This window comes from Metabacillus bambusae, assembly GCF_017497975.1.
Classification (GTDB): domain Bacteria; phylum Bacillota; class Bacilli; order Bacillales; family Bacillaceae; genus Metabacillus; species Metabacillus bambusae.
The window spans coordinates 36909-57938 of record NZ_JAGDEL010000024.1 but is presented as its reverse complement, the minus strand read 5'-3'; the positions used below and the strand labels follow the sequence as shown (position 1 = coordinate 57938).

General features: G+C 35.6%; 17 protein-coding genes. All 17 read left to right on the top strand.

The genetic code is table 11. The annotated features are described in order from the left end of the window. The first annotated feature begins 190 nt into the window (after positions 1-190). The 17 genes from I7822_RS23365 to I7822_RS23285 all read left to right on the top strand — a co-directional run bounded on the left by I7822_RS23365 (position 191) and on the right by I7822_RS23285 (position 20969). The gene (locus I7822_RS23365; protein ID WP_207981479.1) at positions 191-1504 is read left to right on the top strand and encodes an ABC transporter substrate-binding protein; all 1314 of its coding nucleotides are present in this window, start codon (positions 191-193) and stop codon (positions 1502-1504) included. Between the two features lie 131 nt (positions 1505-1635). Continuing rightward, complete coding sequence (locus tag I7822_RS23360; protein WP_307847861.1) at positions 1636-2511, top strand: carbohydrate ABC transporter permease; 876 nt, start codon at positions 1636-1638, stop codon at positions 2509-2511. A gap of 15 nt (positions 2512-2526) precedes the next feature. Beyond that, on the top strand, positions 2527-3351 hold the full coding sequence (locus I7822_RS23355; RefSeq protein ID WP_207981478.1) for a carbohydrate ABC transporter permease: 825 nt from the start codon (positions 2527-2529) through the stop codon (positions 3349-3351). Between the two features lie 117 nt (positions 3352-3468). Then, positions 3469-5406, top strand: a complete 1938-nt coding sequence (locus I7822_RS23350; RefSeq protein ID WP_207981477.1) for a glycoside hydrolase family 127 protein — start codon at positions 3469-3471, stop codon at positions 5404-5406. A gap of 269 nt (positions 5407-5675) precedes the next feature. Beyond that, positions 5676-6986, top strand: coding sequence for a CitMHS family transporter (locus I7822_RS23345; RefSeq protein WP_207981476.1), 1311 nt, complete (start codon positions 5676-5678; stop codon positions 6984-6986). A gap of 134 nt (positions 6987-7120) precedes the next feature. Continuing rightward, on the top strand, positions 7121-8716 hold the full coding sequence (locus tag I7822_RS23340) for an ATP-binding protein (protein ID WP_207981475.1): 1596 nt from the start codon (positions 7121-7123) through the stop codon (positions 8714-8716). A 24-nt stretch (positions 8717-8740) separates the two neighbouring features. Then, a complete protein-coding gene (locus I7822_RS23335) occupies positions 8741-9415 on the top strand; it encodes a response regulator transcription factor (RefSeq protein ID WP_207981474.1) in 675 nt (224 codons plus the stop codon). Between the two features lie 39 nt (positions 9416-9454). Beyond that, positions 9455-10423, top strand: coding sequence for a tripartite tricarboxylate transporter substrate binding protein (locus I7822_RS23330; RefSeq protein ID WP_207981473.1), 969 nt, complete (start codon positions 9455-9457; stop codon positions 10421-10423). A 221-nt stretch (positions 10424-10644) separates the two neighbouring features. Then, a complete protein-coding gene (locus I7822_RS23325) occupies positions 10645-10800 on the top strand; it encodes a hypothetical protein (RefSeq protein WP_207981472.1) in 156 nt (51 codons plus the stop codon). A gap of 147 nt (positions 10801-10947) precedes the next feature. Then, entirely contained in the window at positions 10948-12072 is a 1125-nt protein-coding gene (locus I7822_RS23320) for an AbrB family transcriptional regulator (protein WP_207981471.1), read from the top strand. 382 nt (positions 12073-12454) lie between these two features. Next, complete coding sequence (locus I7822_RS23315) at positions 12455-13900, top strand: NAD-dependent malic enzyme (RefSeq protein WP_207981470.1); 1446 nt, start codon at positions 12455-12457, stop codon at positions 13898-13900. A 238-nt stretch (positions 13901-14138) separates the two neighbouring features. Beyond that, on the top strand, positions 14139-15749 hold the full coding sequence (locus I7822_RS23310; protein WP_207981469.1) for an ATP-binding protein: 1611 nt from the start codon (positions 14139-14141) through the stop codon (positions 15747-15749). Next, positions 15746-16441 (top strand): response regulator, encoded by a 696-nt coding sequence (locus I7822_RS23305; RefSeq protein ID WP_207981468.1) that lies wholly within the window; start codon positions 15746-15748, stop codon positions 16439-16441. The genes I7822_RS23310 and I7822_RS23305 overlap by 4 nt, the downstream gene beginning before the upstream one ends. 228 nt (positions 16442-16669) lie before the next feature. After that, positions 16670-17686 (top strand): tripartite tricarboxylate transporter substrate binding protein, encoded by a 1017-nt coding sequence (locus I7822_RS23300; RefSeq protein ID WP_207981467.1) that lies wholly within the window; start codon positions 16670-16672, stop codon positions 17684-17686. A 56-nt stretch (positions 17687-17742) separates the two neighbouring features. Then, positions 17743-18195 carry a tripartite tricarboxylate transporter TctB family protein gene (locus tag I7822_RS23295; protein ID WP_207981466.1) on the top strand — a complete coding sequence of 151 codons (453 nt, stop codon included), beginning with the start codon at positions 17743-17745 and terminating at the stop codon, positions 18193-18195. 16 nt (positions 18196-18211) lie between these two features. Beyond that, positions 18212-19738, top strand: coding sequence for a tripartite tricarboxylate transporter permease (locus tag I7822_RS23290; protein WP_207981465.1), 1527 nt, complete (start codon positions 18212-18214; stop codon positions 19736-19738). Positions 19739-20045: 307 nt separating this feature from the next. Continuing rightward, entirely contained in the window at positions 20046-20969 is a 924-nt protein-coding gene (locus tag I7822_RS23285; RefSeq protein WP_207981464.1) for an AEC family transporter, read from the top strand. Positions 20970-21030 lie beyond the last annotated feature (61 nt).

Genomic DNA, 21030 nt, shown 5'->3' with positions numbered 1-21030 from the left:
TTACACTTTACTTAAACGTTTAAACTGATTGAAAGTATGATTCGAGATCATTAGTTAGATTTAAAACATCTCGAATTTGCTTGATAAACAAGAATATGAAGAGGGGGAAGAAAACAGTTTAATAAAACAATTTTGTAAGCGTTGTCAATAAGTTAAAAAGAATAACTAGTCTACAAGGAGGGTTCATTTTATGAAAAAGGTTCATGTAATTCTGGCATTTTTCTTACTAGTTTCCTTGGTTTTAAGTGGGTGTAGTAGTTCTAATTCTAATTCTACAAGCGATTCCGGTTCAGACAGTGATGTGGTTACCTTGAAATTTATGGGATGGGAAGCTAGTCCTTTAGAAACTGAAGCTGTAAAAAAAGGCTTAAAAGCATTTATGGATAAAAACCCTAATATTAAAGTCGAATACACACCAGTTCCACAAACAAACTATAGTTCAAAGCTTTTAACAATGCTTGCCGGTGATGCAGCACCAGATGTGTTTTTCTTAAATACCGAGGATTATCGTACCTTTCAAGGAAAGGACGTTCTCCTAGACTTAACAGAATACTTTAAAGCAGAATATTCACTAGATGATTTTATTCCGTCCGCAGCTCAAGTCATGGAGATTGATGGAGTAATTGCTGGTGTAAGTAGTTGTACAGTTTCACCAGTTTTATACTACAACAAAGATTTGTTTGATAAAGCGGGTGTACCTTATCCACCTAGTGACCCAAATAATGCCTGGACTTGGGACGAATTTGTTGAGGTTGCAAAAAAGCTAACAATCAAAGATGGTGACAAAGTTGAGCAATATGGTGTATTCGGTTTTGAAAATAATTACTCGACAATCACTGAATACCTTTCAAATGGCGGTAATCCTTTCAATGAAGATTTAACAAGTACTACCTATCAAACACCTGAGGTCCAAGAGGTTTTACAATCTGTATTAGACTTACGAGAAAACTATGGAGTAGCTCCAGAGGCTAGTGTTTTAGAAAAAGTAGGAATGAAAGCTTCACAAATGCTTCAAACAGGTAAAATTGCCATGCTTGCTGAAGGTTCATGGGCACTACAAGAATTAGCTAGCATGAATTTTCCTGTAGGAGTTGCACCACTACCAAAATTTAAAGAGGCGTATACACATGGGCAAGCACATGTTCACTCTGTTTCAGCCAAAACAAAACATCCAGAAGAAGCATGGAAGCTAGTAAGCTTTCTATCTTCTGAAGAGTATCAAATTGATTTAATTAGTGAAGGGCTTTGGATGCCTAATAGACAATCACTTTATACAGAAGAAGGAATTGCTAAATGGTATAACGAGGAAGTTCATCCAGAAGGATTTAAAGAAATGGTGTCGTACTTTAAGGATGCAAAAGTCTATCCGAATGCACTAATTTCAAATAACAAAGTGAATTCGATTATTACTGAAGAATTGGATAAGTTTTATTATGGAGGAGAGTCAGTGGAAGTGGTAACGGAAAATATTGACCGTCGTTCAGCAGAGGAACTAGCAAGGTAGTGATTATTATAAGCCCTAGTATGCAACTATTCAAACTAGGGCTTATCCATAAGGGGTGAAAATACGTGAGTCTAAAAACGAATGATGTTCCATTGATCCCAACGAATAATCCTAGAGAAAAGGAACGTTCTATAAAAAAACTATTCTATAAAGACAGTACTTGGGCAATCATTTTGTTGCTGCCAAACATCCTTGGATTTATTATGTTTACTCTTTGGCCGGTTGTAGCTTCTTTTTTTCTCAGTTTTACGGAGTGGGATCTATTACAACCAATAAAATTTGTTGGGTTAAAAAACTATATTGATTTATTTCAGGATGAAACCTTTATAAAAGTATTTTGGAATACGATTTATTTCACTGTTGCATCAGTACCACTTGGAATTGTATTTTCGTTAATGTTAGCGATTGCACTTAATCAAGGGTTAAGGGGTATTAAGTTTTATCGTGCTGCATATTTTCTTCCGGTTATTTCCTCAATGGTTGCTGTGGCAGTTATCTGGCAATGGATTTATAACCCTGAATATGGAGTGCTTAACTTCATATTAAGTCTCGTTGGAATAGAAGGCCCAAGTTGGCTAACGAGTACAACATGGGCGATGCCTGCTGTGATTATCACGAGCATATGGAAAGGTGTAGGTTTTAATATGCTGCTCTTTCTGGCAGGATTACAGGCAATTCCAGAACATTATTATGAAGCAGCAGATATTGATGGAGCAACTTGGTTTAATAAGTTTTGGAATATTACGTTACCACTTCTTTCACCTACTACTTTTTTTGTCACGGTTATGGCTGTTATTAATTCGTTCCAGGTCTTTGATTCGGTCTATTTGATGACACAGGGGGGACCTGCACGCTCTACATCGGTTATGGTTCATTATATTTATGAAAATGCGTTCCAATTTTTTAGAATGGGTTATGCAAGTGCGATGTCATATGTACTTTTCTTCGTTATTGCGATTATCACTTTAATTCAATTTTGGCGTCAGAAAAAGGATTCAATCTACTAAGGGGGGATCAAAACTATGAAAAAATCACTAACCAATCGTGTGATTGCACATTTCTTTCTTTTCCTAGGGGCACTTACGATGATCTTTCCTTTTGTTTGGATGCTTAGTACGTCATTAAAGGGAATGGGAGAAGTTTTTGTTTTTCCGCCCACACTATTTGGTGAAAAACTAAACTGGGACAATTATTTGAATATCTCCGATCGCTTTCCTTTTGGCCAGTTTTTCTTTAATAGTATGAAGGTGACGATCATTGTCGTAATTGCCCAATTATTCACAAGTTCTTTGGCGGGGTATGTATTCGCACGACTTGAATTTAAATATCGTGATTTATTATTTGGATTATATCTTGCAACAATGATGGTTCCAGCACAAGTTACAATGATTCCAAACTTTATCCTTATGCGTTTTTATGAATTAGTTGATACACATGCAGCCTTAATATTACCTGGACTCGTTTCCGCGTTTGGAACATTTTTAATGCGTCAATTCTTTTTAACAATACCGAAAGCACTTGAAGATGCAGCAAAAATTGATGGGTGCACTCCCTTTGGGATTTATTGGAGAATATTTTTACCATTATCAAAACCAGCGCTTGCAACACTTGGAGTCTTTATTTTCATGGGTGTCTGGAATGATTTCCTTGGTCCCTTGGTTTTCATAAATTCATTAGAAAAAATGACATTACCCTTGGGTCTAGCAGCGATGCAAGGTATGTATTCAACAGATTGGCCAGTATTGATGGCAGGTACTGTGCTTAGTCTTCTACCTGTTATCATTATCTTCCTTTTAGCACAAGACTTCTTTATCCGTGGGGTTACTTTATCTGGATTGAAAGATTGATAGGATAAAAAATTGAATAGTAAATAGATTAATATTCAACATTGAGTTCCAGGTGCTTCCACATTCATCTAAGCTCTTATTAAAGGGCTTAAACATATAATACGAGGAGGATTTAAAATGAAAATCGAACAAAAAGGAAAATCAAATGTTAAAATCACAGATAGCTTTTGGAAAAAACGTCTTGAGATTATTCGCGAACATGTCATTCCATATCAATGGGAAGCTTTAAACGATCGTATTCCTGACACAGCTCCGAGTCATGCAATTGAGAATTTCCGTCTTGCTGCTGGGGAAGCTGAAGGTGAATTTTTTGGGATGGTGTTCCAAGATAGTGATGTTGCAAAATGGATTGAAGCTGTTGCGTTTAGCTTAGAAAATGAACCGAATGAGGAGCTTGAGCAAATCGTTGATGAAGTTGTTGCTTTATTAGGAAGAGCCCAAGATGAAAACGGATACTTAAACACGTATTATCAAGTGAAAGAACCAAAAAACCGCTGGACAAATGTACGTGATAATCATGAATTATATTGTGCAGGTCACTTAATTGAAGCAGCTGTTGCTTATTATCATGCAACTGGCAAAAGGCAATTTTTAGATATAATGTGTCAATATGCCGACCATATTGCTTCGGTATTTGGACCTGAAGAGAATAAGCTAAAAGGATACCCAGGACATCAAGAGATTGAATTAGCACTTGTAAAATTATTTGATGTGACAGCTAACGAAAACTACTTAAATTTAAGCAAATATTTCATTGATGAACGTGGAAAACAGCCACATTATTTTGATCTTGAGAAAAAAGAAAGAAATGAAAAGAAACCATTTTGGTTCAATGATGACTATGCCTACCATCAAGCACATAAGCCGGTAAGAGAGCAAAAAGAAGCGGTTGGTCATGCTGTTCGTGCGGTATATATGTACACAGCAATGGCAGACCTTGCATCTAAGACCAATGATGAATCCTTGAAAAAAGCGTGTGAGACCTTATGGGAAAACGTGACTCAAAAGCAAATGTATATAACAGCAGGAATTGGTTCAATGGTATTTGGTGAGGCGTTCTCATTTGATTATGACTTACCAAATGATCTTTCTTATACTGAAACATGTGCTTCTATCGGTCTTGTTTTTTGGGCAAAACGGATGCTTAATCTTGAGGTGAATCGTAAATATTCAGATGTTCTAGAAACAGCTTTATATAACGGAACAATAAGTGGAATGGACTTAGATGGGAAGAAATTCTTTTATGTGAACCCATTAGAAGTTCAGCCAGAAGCTAGTGAAAAACGAAACGACAAGAAGCATATTAAACCAGTCCGTCAAAAATGGTTCGGTTGTGCCTGCTGTCCTCCAAATATTGCTAGATTAGTAGCGTCAATTGGACATTATATATACACTCAAAATCAAAATGAATTATTTGTCCATTTATATATGGGACATGAAACTCAAATCGAAATAGCAGGCAATCAAGTAGGTATTGTTCAAAAAACAAACTATCCTTGGGATGGTAAAATATCAATCAATATTTCTCCTGAATCTGAGCAACAATTCACCATAGCACTTCGTATTCCAGGCTGGTCAAAAGGTGCAGTTGTAAAAGTCAATGGAGAAATTGTCGATCATGAGCCGTTAATGAAAAATGGCTATGTCTATATTAATCGTAATTGGAGTGAAAACGATCAAATAGAATTAGCACTCCAAATGGTAATTGAACGGATCCAAGCTAATCCACTTGTTCGCAATAATAATGGCAAAGTAGCTCTTCAACGTGGCCCTATTGTGTACTGTCTAGAAGAAGTTGATAACGGAAAAAGCTTACCTAGCATTTTCCTTCCGAGAAATGCAGAATTAACAGCAAAATTTGAAGAGGATTTACTCGAAGGGATTGTGGTCATTTCAGGTCAAGCTGAACGAATGGAGGATGCTGGCTGGGAAAATAAATTATATCGACCTGTAGAAGAACACACACGTAAGGTGGAAATTAAAGCAGTCCCTTACTATGCATGGTGTAACCGTCAACCAGGTGAAATGATTGTTTGGGTGAATGAGAAGAGATAATCGTATATCCTTATAAACTGACTACCCTAAAATCTTAAAGGAAAAAGCGCCTATGAGGCGTTTTTTCTATGGACTTTTTAGCTATCAATAAACTAAATGAACAAAATATCTTTTACATATAAAAAGAATTATATACTCATATTGTTTTTAAAGCATTAATATACCAAAATATTTACCCTCCTTCATACGTCATTTATAGTAGTAATTAATATTTTAAATTATCTAACTATTTTATTTTGTAAGCGTGTTCAACATAAGGGGGACTTCAAATGTTAGCATTATTAGGCTTTTTAATGATTTTTGTGTTTATGTTTTTAATTATGACTGGAAGACTGTCAGCATTAATTGCGTTGATCGTAATACCTGTGCTATTTGCAGTAATTGGAGGCTTTGCATCTGAATTAGGACCAATGTTAATTGATGGAATTAATCAATTGGCACCTACTGGTGTCATGCTGATGTTTGCTATCTTGTATTTTGGAATCATGATTGATGCTGGTTTATTTGATCCTGTAGTAGGTACCATTCTAAAAGCAGTAAAAGGTGATCCGCTAAAAATTATCGTAGGAACTGCTGTTTTGGCGTTAGTCGTATCATTAGATGGTGATGGAACGACAACCTATATGATTACAATTTCTGCAATGCTTCCACTCTATCAAAGGCTTGGAATGAATCCATTGATGTTACCTTGTATTGCAATTATGGGAGTTGGTGTGACAAATCTTACCCCATGGGGTGGTCCAACTGCAAGAGCAGTTAGTGCGTTAAAATTAGATATGTCTGAAGTATTTGTACCACTTGTTCCTGCAATGATTGGTGGGGCTTTATGGGTTATTTTCGTTGCTTATTTATTTGGCTTAAAGGAGAGAAAACGAGTTGGGATTTTGGAAATGTCAAAACTACCTAAACAACAACTAATGGCAGCTTCTCAACAAGCAGCAACAGTTGAATTGCAAGAGGAAAAGCGTCCAAAGCTTTTATGGGTTAATTTTGGATTAACTGTTCTCCTTTTAACTGGATTAATAATGGGTGTTATGCCATTACCAGCATTATTTATGATCGGATTTGCAGTTGCTATTTTGATAAACTATCCTAATTTAGACGATCAGAAGGAAAGAATTAAAGCACATGCAGGGAATGTATTATCAGTTGTATCTCTAGTGTTCGCAGCAGGTGCATTCACTGGAATCCTATCTGGTACAGAAATGGTGGATGCGATGGCGAATAGCTTAGTTTCTTTAATACCTGATGCCCTTGGTTCGTATTTGCCGGTGATTACAGGTATTACGAGCATGCCGTTTACATTTTTCATGTCAAATGATGCTTATTATTTTGGGATGCTCCCAATCATAGCAGAAGCAGCAACAGTATATGGAATCGACCCTGTTGAGATAGCTCGAGCATCACTTGTAGGTCAGCCTGTTCATTTATTAAGCCCGTTAGTTGCATCAACTTATTTATTGGTAGGGATGTCGAAAGTCGATTTTGGCGAGTTTCAAAAATTTACGATTAAATGGACTGTTGGGACATCACTTGTCATGTTGGCTGTCTCGATCGTTTTTGGTGTGGTCTCTATATAAATCATGTTAATGTTATTGAGGCTGACTCGTAAGGGATTGACCTCTTGGTTTGAGTTAGCCTCTTTTTAAGTGAAAGGGAATGGTGTACTCTATATATTAGTATAAAAATAAGTACTACATAAAGGGTTAATAAAATGCACAAATTTAAAAAGATGCCACTTCAAACAAAAGTATTAGGTTTGATAAGTACTTTAATTCTGTTAATTATAATACTACTCGCAAGCATATTTGCTTATCTACAATCGGTTGATACGAGAAATCAAGTTGAACAATTAGCCTTACAATCAGCAAAGACAATTTCACTTATGCCAGAGCTAAAAGAAGCGATCGAAAAAAATGACCTTGAAGCTCATTTTCGCCCGATCGCTGAGCAAGTAAAAGATCAGGTCCATGCTGCCAATATCATTATCGAAAATCGTAAGGAAATCATTTATTCCCATTCAGATCCGGGTAAGGTGGGTGAGAAAAGTTTCGATCATACAAATTATCACGCGTTAATTTTTGGAGGATCAAACAATGTTGAAGTTGATCGAGAAAGGGGTTCGATTTTAAGTGGTAAGGTTCCAATTATCGCAGACTATGGAGATTACACTCGAGTCATTGGAACAGTATCAGTTGAGTTTCTGGAAAAAGACATTTATAAAAATATAGTGAGCAGGATCAAAACCATTGCAACAGCATCAATGCTTGTTTTAATGTTAGGAATCATGGGTGGTATTTATCTAACAAAAAGTATTAGAAAAGATACCCTGGGACTTGAACCACATGAGATTTCCTCATTATATAGAGAAAGAAGTGCAATTCTCTTATCAATTAAAGAAGGAATTATTGCAATTGATCAAAATGGGTTATTAACGCTGATCAATCAATCTGCAAAAATGATGTTGAATTTTAATGAAGATGACTATATAGGTCAACATATCCAATATGTCCTGCCAAATGTGAAAATAGATGCGGTGTTAAGGTCCGGAAAGACCCTTCATAATGTTGAGGTTACGATTAATGATAAAATGTTTATCTTTAATTTAATCCCAATCATTGAAAATAGTCAGGTTATTGGCGTTGTATCTAGTTTCCGTGATAAAACGGAATTAAAAAAGTTAATCGATACAATTACTGAGGTTCGCGATTATTCAGAAGGACTCAGGGCGCAAACTCATGAATATGCAAATAAATTATACTTATTATCGGGGTACCTACAATTAGAACGATATCAGGATGCATTTGAATTTATTCAAAAAGAATTTACCATCCACCAACATCGGAATAGGATATTATTTAATCAAATTCATGATCCTAATGTACAAGCGATTCTGTTAGGGAAACTTGGAAAAGCCTCAGAAAAGAAAATGATTCTTGAAATCGATCCTGATAGTTATGTAGAACCCTTACCTAATCATATAGAAGTAGCAGATATTATTACAATCATCGGTAATCTAATTGATAATGCGTTTGATGCTGTTGCTCATCAGGCAGAAAAAAAAGTAACTTTTTCGATTACGAGTCTTGGTAACGATATTATTATTGAAGTAACGGATAACGGAAAAGGAGTTTCTGAGGATAAAATCGACTCCTTATTTTCTTTAGGTTTCTCGTCTAAAGGTGAATATAGAGGCTATGGCTTATTCAATGTAAAACGCATTGTCGAATCATTAGCTGGAACAATTGAAGTGACTAACGAAAAAAATGGAGGAGCTATTTTTACTGTATACCTTCCAAAAAAGGTTTAGGAAAAGAGTAAGGAGAGGAACAAAATGATTAAGGTTGTAATAGCAGAAGACGACTTTAGAATTGCCCAAGTACAGGAGCAATTTTTACAAAAGATATCAGGGGTCAAACTAGTTGGAAAGGCTCTAAATGCAAAAGAAACAATGCGGATTCTAGGTGTACAAGAAGTAGATTTGCTTTTATTAGATATTTATATGCCTGATGAACTTGGTACAGATTTATTGCCTAAAATTAGAGAAAACCATCCATTAGTTGATATCATAATGGTGACTGCTGCAACTGAAAGAGCAATGCTAGAGACTTCGATCCGAAATGGCGTATTCAATTATTTATTAAAGCCAGTAACAATGGAAAAATTTGTTGAAACAATAGAAGATTATAAAAAGAAAAAGAAATTACTTAATAGTTTTGATGAGGTGGATCAGTCATTGATTGATCGGTATTTCGGAACCTCAAAGCAATCAGCAATAAGTCAAAAGGACCTCCCATCGGGTGTAGATCGTTTGACATTACAGAAAGTTAAAGAAGTTATGGCAGAACTAAAGGGTGGTGTCTCCATTGAGGAAATGGGTGAAAAGATGGGTGCATCCAGGACAACCGCAAGAAGGTATTTAGAGTATCTCGTTTCAATAAATTTCTGTATGGCAAAGCATGATTATGGAATTGTCGGAAGACCTGAGAGAAAGTATTACCTTGTATAATAACAAATTACGATTGAATAAGGTAAAGAGGTATGCACAATGAATAAAATACCATACTTTATTTTTGCACTTTTTGTCATTCTATGCATTGGTTGCTCGCAAAATGAGAAATCGGAAATAGTGACAAAAGATGTAACGATTATTGCTCCTAGTTCCGAAGGTGGAGGTTGGGACTTAACAGCAAGAGCGATAAAAGACATATTAATGAGTGAAGAGCTTATTAGTGAAAATATCCGTGTTGTCAATAAAATCGGTGCTGGTGGTGAGTTAGGGTGGAAATATGTTATGCAGCAAGAGAATCATGTTTTAGCAATGAATTCAAGTCTACTTTTAACAAACCACTTATTAGGTCAAAGTAGAATTACCTATAAAGATTTTACTCCAATCGCCACATTGGCTACCGAATGGGAAGTTGTGATTGTTTCAAAGGATTCAAGCATTAGCAGTGCCAAAAGCTTAATGAATAATCTAAAAAAAACAACCTCAGCCTATAAAATTGGTGTCTCTCCTAGGTTAGGTAATGATGATCAACTTTCATTCGTATTAGCGAGCAAACAAGTTGGTATACAACCAGAAGAGCTTGATTTTTATGTCTACGAAAATAGTGATCAAGTTGTCAATGCATTATTAAAAAACCAAATAGATGTTGCCACAATGTCTTTATCAGAGGCTAAAAAATATTATGATTCGAATCAGGTAAAACTACTCGTCATCTCGGCTGACAAAAGATTAAAGGAACTTCCAGAACTTCCTACATGGTCTGAAGAAGGCATTGAGTTAGTTTTTGAACATTGGCGCGGTATAATGGGGCCACCTAATATGACAAAGGCTGAAATTGAATTTTGGGACATGACGATTGAAAAAATGGTAAGGACTGAAAAATGGAAACAAACGCTACAAAAATATATGTGGAAGGATTTTTATAAAAATAGTAGTGAAACTTCTAAGTACCTTGAAGAACAGAGTAAGATGTATGAAGTATTAATGGGCGTAGATATGGAGAATTAGTAATCGATGAACAAAATAAACTAATTAACGTAATTGAATTTAATAAAATAATTAGTTGTATTATTTACTTCGTAATCTAATAGATTTAAGATAATGTCAAAAGTATGCACTTCTACTAAAAAAGAAAAGAATAGATCAACGTATCTAGTTGTCAAACTACTGCTTCTACAACGTTACTTTTAAATTTATGGCTCTAAATATTATTAATGGGGGAACGAATAATGTGGGTAATAACGGTTTATTTGGGTGAAAGTATTAGGATGTTTGAATTTGAAGATGAGATAGAGGCCAAAGAATTGATTCGAAAGATAAAAGGGCATAAAATTCTCTCACACATTGTTTACTTTAACGATCATTTTGCTGAAGCTGTTAGCTAAAAGAATAGTTTATGAGAGGCTGACTAAAGATTCTGTCAAACATCTCTACCATCGTATATTGGTGGTGGTAATGAGTATTTGACAGATCGAGTCAGCCTCTTATTGGCTTTGTTTATAAATTTCATGTAAGTGAAAAGGGGGTGCAGCATGACTTTTTCATCAATAACAAAGTTGACTATAAAAAGAAAACAAAAACAATTTCAATTCGTTGAAACATTATTAATTGGCATAATAGGTGGTGTTTTATTTACGTTCCTCCACCTACCTTTGGCATGGATGTTAGGACCTTTAACAGCTGTATTAAGTTGGAAGTTTTTATTGAATCGCGATTTATATTGGCCAGTTAGTTTTAGAAATGGTGGGCAGATGCTATTAGGTTATAGTATGGGTCTATCATTTACGATTGAGAGTGCTAGACAGATTGTAAATCAATTACCATCAATGGTTATTATTACGATTCTCATGGTAGGCTTTGGAATTGCCTTAGCCTATTTTGTTTCTCGGATAACTGGTATCAATCATCCAAGTGCTGTGATGGGGACGACACCAGGTGGATTATCACAAATGGTTGTCTTGAGTGAAGATATTAAGGGAGCGGAGCCAACAATTGTTACGTTCATGCAAACTATTAGAATGTTAACCGTTATTTTCATCGTACCAACTCTATCGATTCATGCTTTATCAAGTGAAAGTACTCAAAAAAAAATATCTTCGATCGATATGAACGCGCAAATGGAAAATGGGAGCTTTGTTGAGTTTACTATGTTCATTGTAATCGTTTTGCTCGTTACAAGTATAGCGCTTCGCTTCAAATGTCCGACACCATGGATTATTGGGCCGCTGCTCACCTCTGCAATTTTATCAATAAGCGGCATTGAAACACCTCATCTACCACCGATCTTTACCGTAATAGCGCAACTATGTCTTGGTGTTTATTTATGTTTAGGAATAAAAGTGAATATGTTAGGTAATTGGAGAAAACTCCTCCCGCTTTCATTTATTACTGGAATATTGATTGTGGGGTTTGCTCTTGTTTTAGCATATGGATTACATATTTTGTACCCAATTACGATGACAACAGCCTTCTTGTGTATAGCACCCGGTGGTTTACCTGAAATGGGTGTTACAGCACATACCGTTCAAGCAGATGTATCAATGGTTGCGGCTTATCAGTTGTTTCGTGTTTTTTTTATCTTGTTTATCGTGCCGATTTTCTTGAGACGTATATTTGGTAAGCAGGATGATGTTCAAAAAACAGTTAATACGGTATAAAGAGAGACTTCAATAAATGAGAGTTTCTTTCTTCCCCACCAATCAACTTTTCTTCTCTTGCATCTTGTGGTGGGGGTTTTACTCCGTTTAAGATTGGATGAAAATTAACACTTAATAGCCACAAACTACGTAAATTATCGTGAACAAAAAGAATTAAATGCTCATAAAGGTTTTAAAGCAATAAATTTTGTAAACAGTTACATGAGATGAAAGCTGTAATAGAATAGTTGTCAGGATATTAAAACGCTTCCAATTTTAAATACCTAATTTATTTTTAGCGCATCCAACAAGGAGCTATTGCTTTTGGTCTTTCGCTACGTACAAAAAATAGATTAGTAGTTCTAATATCCCCCTTACTTATAAAAGCTTCTGGAGGTAACGAATGTCTCAATTAAGCAATGCTAGCATGAATATTATCATTAGGCTGCATATTCAAAAAAATCTCGTATCGTTTAGTGATATTGCAAAGGTTATTGGAGAAACTGGCGGTGATATTATTGGGATAGATGTCATATCGACAAGTAAAACTCAAACCATTCGAGATATTACTATTACGGTTAAAAATCAGCAGCATGGTCAATTAGTGATGGATTCGATTAGTGTCCTAGAAGGAGCAAAAGTAATTTCAGTTTCAGATCGGACGTTTTTATTACATATTGGTGGGAAAATTGAAATCACACCGAAAAATCCGATAAAAAATCGAGATGATCTATCACGTGTTTATACTCCAGGTGTAGCACAGGTTTGTCATGCCATAGCTGATGAGCCAATAAAAGCTCATTCATTAACGATTAAAAGAAACACTGTTGCTGTTATTTCAGATGGAACAGCTGTATTAGGTCTTGGTGATATTGGTCCGCTTGCTGCTATGCCTGTCATGGAAGGGAAGGCGATGCTGTTTAAACAAATGGCTGGTGTTGATGCCTTCCCAATTTGCTTGGATACGAAGGATCCTGAGGAAATCATCAGGATTACGAAAGCTATTGCACCAGCATTTGGTGGAATAAATTTAGAAGATATTTCTTCACCAAGATGTTTTGAAATTGAGGAAAGATTGAAACAAGAGTTAGATATCCCTGTTTTTCACGATGATCAACATGGGACAGCGGTTGTATTACTTGCAGGACTTTATAATGCCTTAAAGCTTACAGGTAAGAAAATTGAATCGATAAAGGTTGTCTTAAATGGAGTAGGTGCTGCAGGTACAGCATGTGCAAAAATGTTATTAGCAGCTGGTGTAAGGAATATTATAGGTGTGGATCGTGTAGGTGTAATTCATCGGAATGAAACATATGATAATCCTAATTGGACAGCATTTGCAAGCATTACTAATCCTGAAAATGTAAGTGGATCTTTATCTGATTGTCTTATTGGAGCAGATGTATTTATTGGTGTATCAGCACCAAGGATCCTGAATGTGAGTCATTTAAAAACGATGGCAGCTGATCCCATTGTCTTTGCATTAGCAAACCCAGACCCTGAAATTGATCCTGATCTAGCAGAACCGTATGTAAGGGTAATGGCCACGGGAAGATCGGATTATCCTAATCAGATCAATAATGTCCTCTGTTTTCCAGGAATTTTTCGCGGTGCACTAGACTGCCGTGCTTCTGAAATTAATGAAGAGATGAAGATCGCTACTGCCAAAGCAATTGCAGATGTTGTTTCAGATGATGAATTAAGTGAAACGTATATTGTACCAAGTGTATTTAATCAGAAAGTAGTTGAAAAGGTCCGGGAGGCAGTTGTAAAAGCCGCATATGAAACCGGAGTAGCGAGGAAGGATATATTAAAAGATGAAACTAGCAAGCAATTCATAACAACGTAATATATCTTAAAGGATGACTCTTAAGTGTCTAGTGTCTTATAACCATTATTACTATATTTTAGATTTTATATCTATATAGTAGTAGTTGGAGATAGACATCGCTTAAGAGTTTTTTTAAATAATCGTATGACTACAAAAATCAGAAAGTCAAAGACAAAATCGAATTATTATTATAAAATAGTAGCACTTCTGAATTAATTTTGTAAGCGATTACTTATTTTGGTTATAAGGAGATGCGATGAAAAAATTCCAAAGAGTCAAGCTTCAAGAACGGATCATTATTTTTGCAGTGAGTCTTATCTTATTTATTGTTGTGCTATGCAGTTTGCTATATTATCATACTCTATCTACTACTGTTGAAAAACAATTAAGTAAAAGGGCATTACATGTGGCAACAACAATTGCTTCAATGCCGGAAATACAACATGCATTTTATATGGAAAATCCGTCCGTTGTTATTCAGCCCATCGTTGAAAACATTAGGATTCAGATAGATGCTGAGTATATTGTTGTAGGAAATAAAGAAGGAATTCGCTATTCACATCCATTGTCTGAAAGAATCGGAAAGAAGATGGTAGGTGGAGATAACGAAAGAGCATTAAAGGATGGAAAATCCTATGTTTCAAAAGCAACAGGCTCATTAGGGCCTTCTTTAAGAGGGAAAGTACCTGTTATTGGGGAAAATGGAGAGATTTTAGGTGTCGTCTCTGTTGGTTTTCTAATAGAAGATGTACATGATTTAATAATAGGCTATGCCAAACCAGTTATTTGGATTGCGATCATTGTTTTAATCATTGGTGCAATTGGAGCGATATTACTAGCTAATAGCATTAAAAGAATCATGTTTGGACTTGAGCCTGATGAGATCTCAATGTTGTTAAAGCAAAGAAACGCAGTTATCGAGTCTGTAAGAGAAGGAATTATGGTGATCAATAACCAGGGGAAAATTGTAATCATAAACCAAGCGGCATATGAAATCCTCTCTTTAGATAGTGAAAAACAAGTTGTAGGGGAAACTGTTTTAGATATTATTCCAAATACTTCGTTAGTAGAAGTACTTGAAACAGGTGAAGAACAATTTGATCGACAAATGGAATTAAATAACAAGCAAATTATCGCAAACCGATTGCCTGTCAAGTCGGGAAACGAGGTAATTGGTGTTGTCTCTAGCTTTCGGTTAAAATCGGATATTGACCAGTTAACAGAAGAACTATCACAGGTTAAACGCTATACTGAAGCATTGCGGGCCCAAACACACGAGTTTAATAATCTCCTATACACGATTTCTGGATTAATTCAACTGGGATCAAATGATGAAGCGCTGGAACTAATACACAAAGAAACTGAAAATCAAAAAGACTTTGTTCAATTTTTAATGAAGAAAATCAAAGATCCTTGGCTAGGAGGAATCATATTAGGTTTTTATAATCGTGCAAAGGAATTAAAGATAACCTTTGAATTTGATAGAGAAAGTAGTATTGAAAAGTTGCCAAAACATATAGATAATAGTTACCTTGTATCAATTTTAGGGAATGTAATGACGAACGCTTTTGAAGCGATGGAGAAGCTTAAAAATCATGATAAGAAAGTAAGGTTATTTATAACTGATATAGGAAACGATCTTTTAATTGAAATTGAGGATGCAGGGCCAGGAATTGAGGACCATCAGATGTCACACATATTTCGAAAAGGATTCTCAACGAAGGAGGGGGGGAATAGAGGGCTAGGATTATCTCGAGTAACTGAATTAGTGGGTGAGATGCATGGCAGCATAGCGATTGAAAAAGGGGAATTTGGTGGGGCTTTATTCATTGTGGCCATTCCAAAGGGAAGGAGTAATGTTTCATGAAAATTGAAGTTATGATTGTAGAAGATGATACTAGAATAGCTGAAATAAATAGCCGATTCACGAAAAAGGTTGAAGGGTTTGAAGTTATTGCGATTGCAACAACTGGGGAGCAGGCCATTGAACTATTAGAAATAATTCAACCACAACTTGTGCTTTTAGATGTGTATTTACCTGATATGAAGGGAACTGAATTAATAAAGAGCATACGTCAAACGAATCCTGAAATTGATATTATCATGATTACCGCAGCTTCTGAAGTAGACATCGTTGGTCACTCACTTAGAAGTGGGGTATCTGACTATATTGTAAAGCCAGTAACCTTTGATAGGTTTAAGAACAGTCTAGAAAACTATCAAAAAAAGCTAGAGAAATTGAATTATAATGAAAATTTATCTCAAGACGAAATTGCAAGTCTTTGGCGTAATTCTCAACAAGAAAATTCATTTGTAGTAGGAGAAGAGGCACCAAAGGGCATTGATCCATTAACATTAAATAAAATACTCAATTACCTTCCACAAGTTAAAGAAGAAGGGATTACTTCAGAAATGCTTAGCAAAGAATCAGGTGTTAGTCGTTCGACAGCAAGGCGTTATTTAGAGTATTTAATCTCACAGAAAAAAGTATATGCGGATTTAGTATATGGAAATGTAGGAAGGCCAGAAAGACGATATTTTCGGACAAAACATTTATGATGTATTTTGATGATATCTTGTGCTGTGAATTTTATGAACAAAAAGATCTATTTAGGTTTAATTGAACTTATGATGTTAAGATTTTATAAAAATAAAAATTCTGTTAACTTTAAGACAGCGCTTACAAACGCTGTCTTTTCTAGTTGTTTTGCAAACTATAAAATTCTAGTACTGTTGATAAGCGCTTTGACATCTTTCGTTCTGAGAAATAATTAAGGGGGAATAAAAATGAAGAGAGTGTTGATGTGGATCGTAGTAGGTTTATTAACATTTATGTTGGCAGCATGTGGTGGAAAGCAGGAGGCAACCGGTGGAGATGGTAACGCTTCAGATTATCCTAAAAAACCAATTACAGTCGTAGCTCCTTCTGGTGCAGGTGGTGGCTGGGATTTAACTGCTCGTTCATTAGCAAAGATCTTAAGTGAAACAAAACTAGTTAGTGAAACAATGACTGTGGAAAACAAACCTGGTGGTGGCGGAGCTGTTTATATGGCTGAATTTGCAACACAAGAAAAAAATAACCCATATAAACTAATGGTCAGCTCACCACCTATTTTAATAAATCATGAGAAAAAAGAAGGAAACAGTCCTTATGGATATAAGGATACAACTCCACTTGCTCAGTTAACGAGAGATTATGGGGCAATCGTTGTAAAAAATGACTCACCTTTCACCGATTTACCTTCTGCATTAGAGGCGATAAAAGCTGATCCAACTAAAGTAACCGTTGCTGGTGGATCTGCACCAGGTTCTATGGATCATTTAGTAGCCGTATTACCTGCTTTCAAATATGGAATTGATCCAAAATCAGTGAAGTATGTTTCATATGACGGTGGTGGAGAAGCGATTGCAGCACTCCTTGGCGGGAATGCAGACTTAATTGCTACAGACGCATCTACAATTGGTGAATATGTTAAATCAGGAAAAGTAAGAGTATTAGCAGTTAGTTCTACAGAACGATTAACTGGAGAATTGGCAGAAGTACCTACATTTAAAGAAGCAGGAATAGATGCTGATTTTACGATTTGGCGAGGCATTTTTGGTCCTAAAGAAATGAAAGAAGATGAATTAGCTTATTGGGAAAAAACATTGAAAGAATTATCTGAAAGTGAAGCTTGGAATGAAGAATTAAAGACAAACGGCTGGGAAAGCGATTATAAAAATGCAGCTGATTTTAAATCATTTTTAGACGAACAAAATGTAGTCGTACAAGAATTATTAACAGCACTAGGTATGGAGAAATAATAACTTGAAAAAGGGGAGGAGATCCTCCCCGTACCTTTCATTGGAGGTGATGTGTAATGAATAAAACATTTGATCGTTATTCAAGTTTGATCTATATGATTATTGGCGTTTTTTTTATCTTTGAAAGTAGGAAAATTTCTGAAAGTGCTTATGGGAGTAATGTTGGTTCAGATATTTTTCCAACAATTTTAGGAGCTGTTTTAATATTACTAAGTCTAAGGTTGTTTTATGAGACATTTCAATATGTCGATCATGATAAGGGAAAGGAAACATTAGATTATAAACGGTTCCTCATTATTTTAACTTCGGCGTTAGCATATGCGTTGTTTATTGAAAGTTTAGGATTTATTCTCACAACTTTTCTCTTCTTATTAATTAGTTTTCAAGTAATGGACAGAAATAATCTTATAAAATCTATCATTCTATCAGCATGTTTTTCGGGTGGTGTCTATTATTTATTTGTAGAGGTTTTAGAAGGGTCTTTACCAGGATTCCCAATTTGGTTTTAACGAGGAGGTGGCATAATTGGATACAATTCAATTTCTTACACATGGGTTTGCAGAGGCATTACAATGGCATAATTTATTATTCGCATTTGTTGGAGTATTGATAGGAACAGCGGTTGGCGTTCTACCTGGTATAGGTCCTATGAGTGGAGTTGCTTTATTAATTCCTGTTACAGCAACGCTTACTTCTGGCCTTGATCCTGAATCTGCAGCAGCAAGCTCGATAATATTATTAGCTGGTGTGTATTATGGAGCAATGTACGGGGGCTCTACAACATCTATTTTATTAAATACACCAGGGGAATCATCATCAGTTGTAACTGCATTAGACGGCTACCAAATGGCGAAACAAGGGAGAGCTGGTGCAGCGTTATCTATTTCAGCAATTGGTTCATTTTTTGCAGGGATTGTTGCACTTATAGGCCTAACAATATTAGCAGAACCATTATCTAGTGTTGCTTTGTCATTTGGTCCAGCAGAATATTTTTCATTAATGATTTTAGGACTATGTGCGGTTAGTGGTCTTGCAGGAAAGTCAAGAACAAAAGCGTTAATCATGACAGTTGTTGGACTTTTAATTGCGACAATCGGTATGGATAATGTTTCTGGTGTTGCACGGTTTACTTATGAAATTCCAGTATTATATTCGGGTATTGAGTTTTTAACAGTGGCTGTCGGACTTTTTGCCCTTGGAGAGGTATTTAAAACAATACTTGAAAAAGAAAAGACTGAGGGTTCGATAGCAAGAGTTGAACGGATTTTACCAACAAAACAGGATATGAAGGATAGCTCTGGACCAATTGTTAGAGGATCTTTATTAGGATTTTTTATCGGGATTTTACCTGGTGCAGGTGCTACACTTGCCTCTTTCTTTTCATATATTATGGAAAAGAAAATAAGTAAAAATCCAAGTAAATTTGGACAAGGGGCTATTGAAGGTGTTGCTGCACCTGAGGCAGCAAACAATGGAGCTTCTGGAGGAGCAATGATCCCATTGTTAACGTTAGGGATTCCGGGTTCTGGAACAACTGCCATCTTAATGGGTGCGCTTATAATGTATAATATACAACCAGGTCCATTATTTTTTACAGATCATCCTCAAGTTGCATGGGGATTGATTGCAAGTATGTTTATCGGAAATGTCATGCTACTTATTTTAAACTTACCTCTTGTGAAAATCTTTGCGAAAATTATCGAGACGCCAACAAAATATTTATTACCAATCATTATCGCAATCTCCATATTTGGTGTTTATGCTGTCCAATTTACTGTTTTTGATCTATTATTATTAATAGGATGTGGTGTTATCGGTTATTTCTTAACGAAGAATGACTATCCTGTAGCACCGCTTGTATTAGGATTAGTTTTAGGACCAATGATAGAAAATAATATGAGAAGAGCTTTAACAACGTCAAATGGTGATTTCATGATTTTTATAGAAAAACCAATTTCACTTATCTTTATTCTTATTGCCCTTTTATGGATGACAATACCGATTATTTTAAAAATGAAAGGTCGTAACGTTGTGATTAATGAAGAGGCTTAAATAGAATGATGTAGAAGAAGGCTGATATTTAATCGGTCTTTTTCTGTGTTTTTACTAAGCTGTTTTCGCAAACTTTGTTGCTATTTACGAAGTCGTGCGGTGTGGTTGATTGCAGCGAGAGATGCTCTCTTTCCGCGGGGCGGGCGGTGAGCCTCCTCGGCGTAAACGCCTGCATGAGTCTCACCTGTCCCGCTGCTCCCGCAGGAGTCTTGCAATCCGTTCCAATCAACCTTAAACAGTTTTCGCTTTAAAGCAACAATATCTAAGAAAATAGCCTTTTACAAATACATAAAGGAGGTGTATTCAGGTGGATACTTTATATTTAATCATATTAAATGTTATTTTACCTGTATTTATATTAATCGGGCTAGGTGCTTTTTTGCATCGAAAATTTTTCTTTGATATGAACACATTATCAAAATTAAATACTTTTTTACTCTTGCCTACTTTGAGTTTTGTGAATATCTATGAAACTAGTTTGAAGGGTGAAATTCTTGTTCGAATTCTTGGCTTTTTAACGATTCAAAACCTGATTTTAATGCTATTAAGTGCCATGCTTGCTAAAGTTTTCAAATTTGATCAAAGTCTATCAGCAACATTTAAAAATAGTGTTGTGCTTAATAATTCGGGAAACTTCGGTTTACCAGTTAGCCAGCTTGTGTTTCATGAAAATCCTCTCGGTACATCAATTCAAGTAGTTGTGACGATCTTCCAAAATTTCATAACGTATACATATGGACTTATGACCTCGGTTTCTGTAAATACAAAAGGACTAGGGGCAATGAAGGAATTTTTTAAAAATCCGATTATTTATGCTTTGCTCTTGGGAATGATTTTTAATGCATTAACCATCAAAATTCCCTTCTTTATATGGCGCCCAATCGATGATATTTCGAATGCATTCCTTGCAATTGCCCTTATCACACTTGGGGCTCAAAGTGCTTTCTTGAAATTAACCAAATTTTCGTTACAGCTAATTCTAAGTTTAGTTGGCCGCTTGATTTTTTCTCCAATCATCGCATTTATCATCATCATCGTATTAAATTTAGAAGGTACGATAGCACAAGCACTATTCATTGCAAGTTCCTTTCCAAGCTCAAGAAACAGTGCACTTTTTGCGCTTGAATATAAAAACAATCCAGAATATGCTGCACAGGCTGTTTTATTGTCAACATTATTTAGTAGTATTACAGTAACTGTTGTTGTTTATTTAGCAAAAATCTTATTTTAAAGGTTGTACCTAAGGATGTTATCGAGAAGATAATGTCTTTTTTATTTAAAAACCTTTTTCC

Coding starts and splice junctions, on each gene's coding strand:
- I7822_RS23365 (WP_207981479.1), top strand. CDS start 191: ATGAAAAAGGTTCATGTAATTCTGGCATTTTTCTTACTAGTTTCCTTG.
- I7822_RS23355 (WP_207981478.1), top strand. CDS start 2,527: ATGAAAAAATCACTAACCAATCGTGTGATTGCACATTTCTTTCTTTTC.
- I7822_RS23350 (WP_207981477.1), top strand. CDS start 3,469: ATGAAAATCGAACAAAAAGGAAAATCAAATGTTAAAATCACAGATAGC.
- I7822_RS23345 (WP_207981476.1), top strand. CDS start 5,676: ATGTTAGCATTATTAGGCTTTTTAATGATTTTTGTGTTTATGTTTTTA.
- I7822_RS23340 (WP_207981475.1), top strand. CDS start 7,121: ATGCACAAATTTAAAAAGATGCCACTTCAAACAAAAGTATTAGGTTTG.
- I7822_RS23335 (WP_207981474.1), top strand. CDS start 8,741: ATGATTAAGGTTGTAATAGCAGAAGACGACTTTAGAATTGCCCAAGTA.
- I7822_RS23330 (WP_207981473.1), top strand. CDS start 9,455: ATGAATAAAATACCATACTTTATTTTTGCACTTTTTGTCATTCTATGC.
- I7822_RS23325 (WP_207981472.1), top strand. CDS start 10,645: ATGTGGGTAATAACGGTTTATTTGGGTGAAAGTATTAGGATGTTTGAA.
- I7822_RS23320 (WP_207981471.1), top strand. CDS start 10,948: ATGACTTTTTCATCAATAACAAAGTTGACTATAAAAAGAAAACAAAAA.
- I7822_RS23315 (WP_207981470.1), top strand. CDS start 12,455: ATGTCTCAATTAAGCAATGCTAGCATGAATATTATCATTAGGCTGCAT.
- I7822_RS23310 (WP_207981469.1), top strand. CDS start 14,139: ATGAAAAAATTCCAAAGAGTCAAGCTTCAAGAACGGATCATTATTTTT.
- I7822_RS23305 (WP_207981468.1), top strand. CDS start 15,746: ATGAAAATTGAAGTTATGATTGTAGAAGATGATACTAGAATAGCTGAA.
- I7822_RS23300 (WP_207981467.1), top strand. CDS start 16,670: ATGAAGAGAGTGTTGATGTGGATCGTAGTAGGTTTATTAACATTTATG.
- I7822_RS23295 (WP_207981466.1), top strand. CDS start 17,743: ATGAATAAAACATTTGATCGTTATTCAAGTTTGATCTATATGATTATT.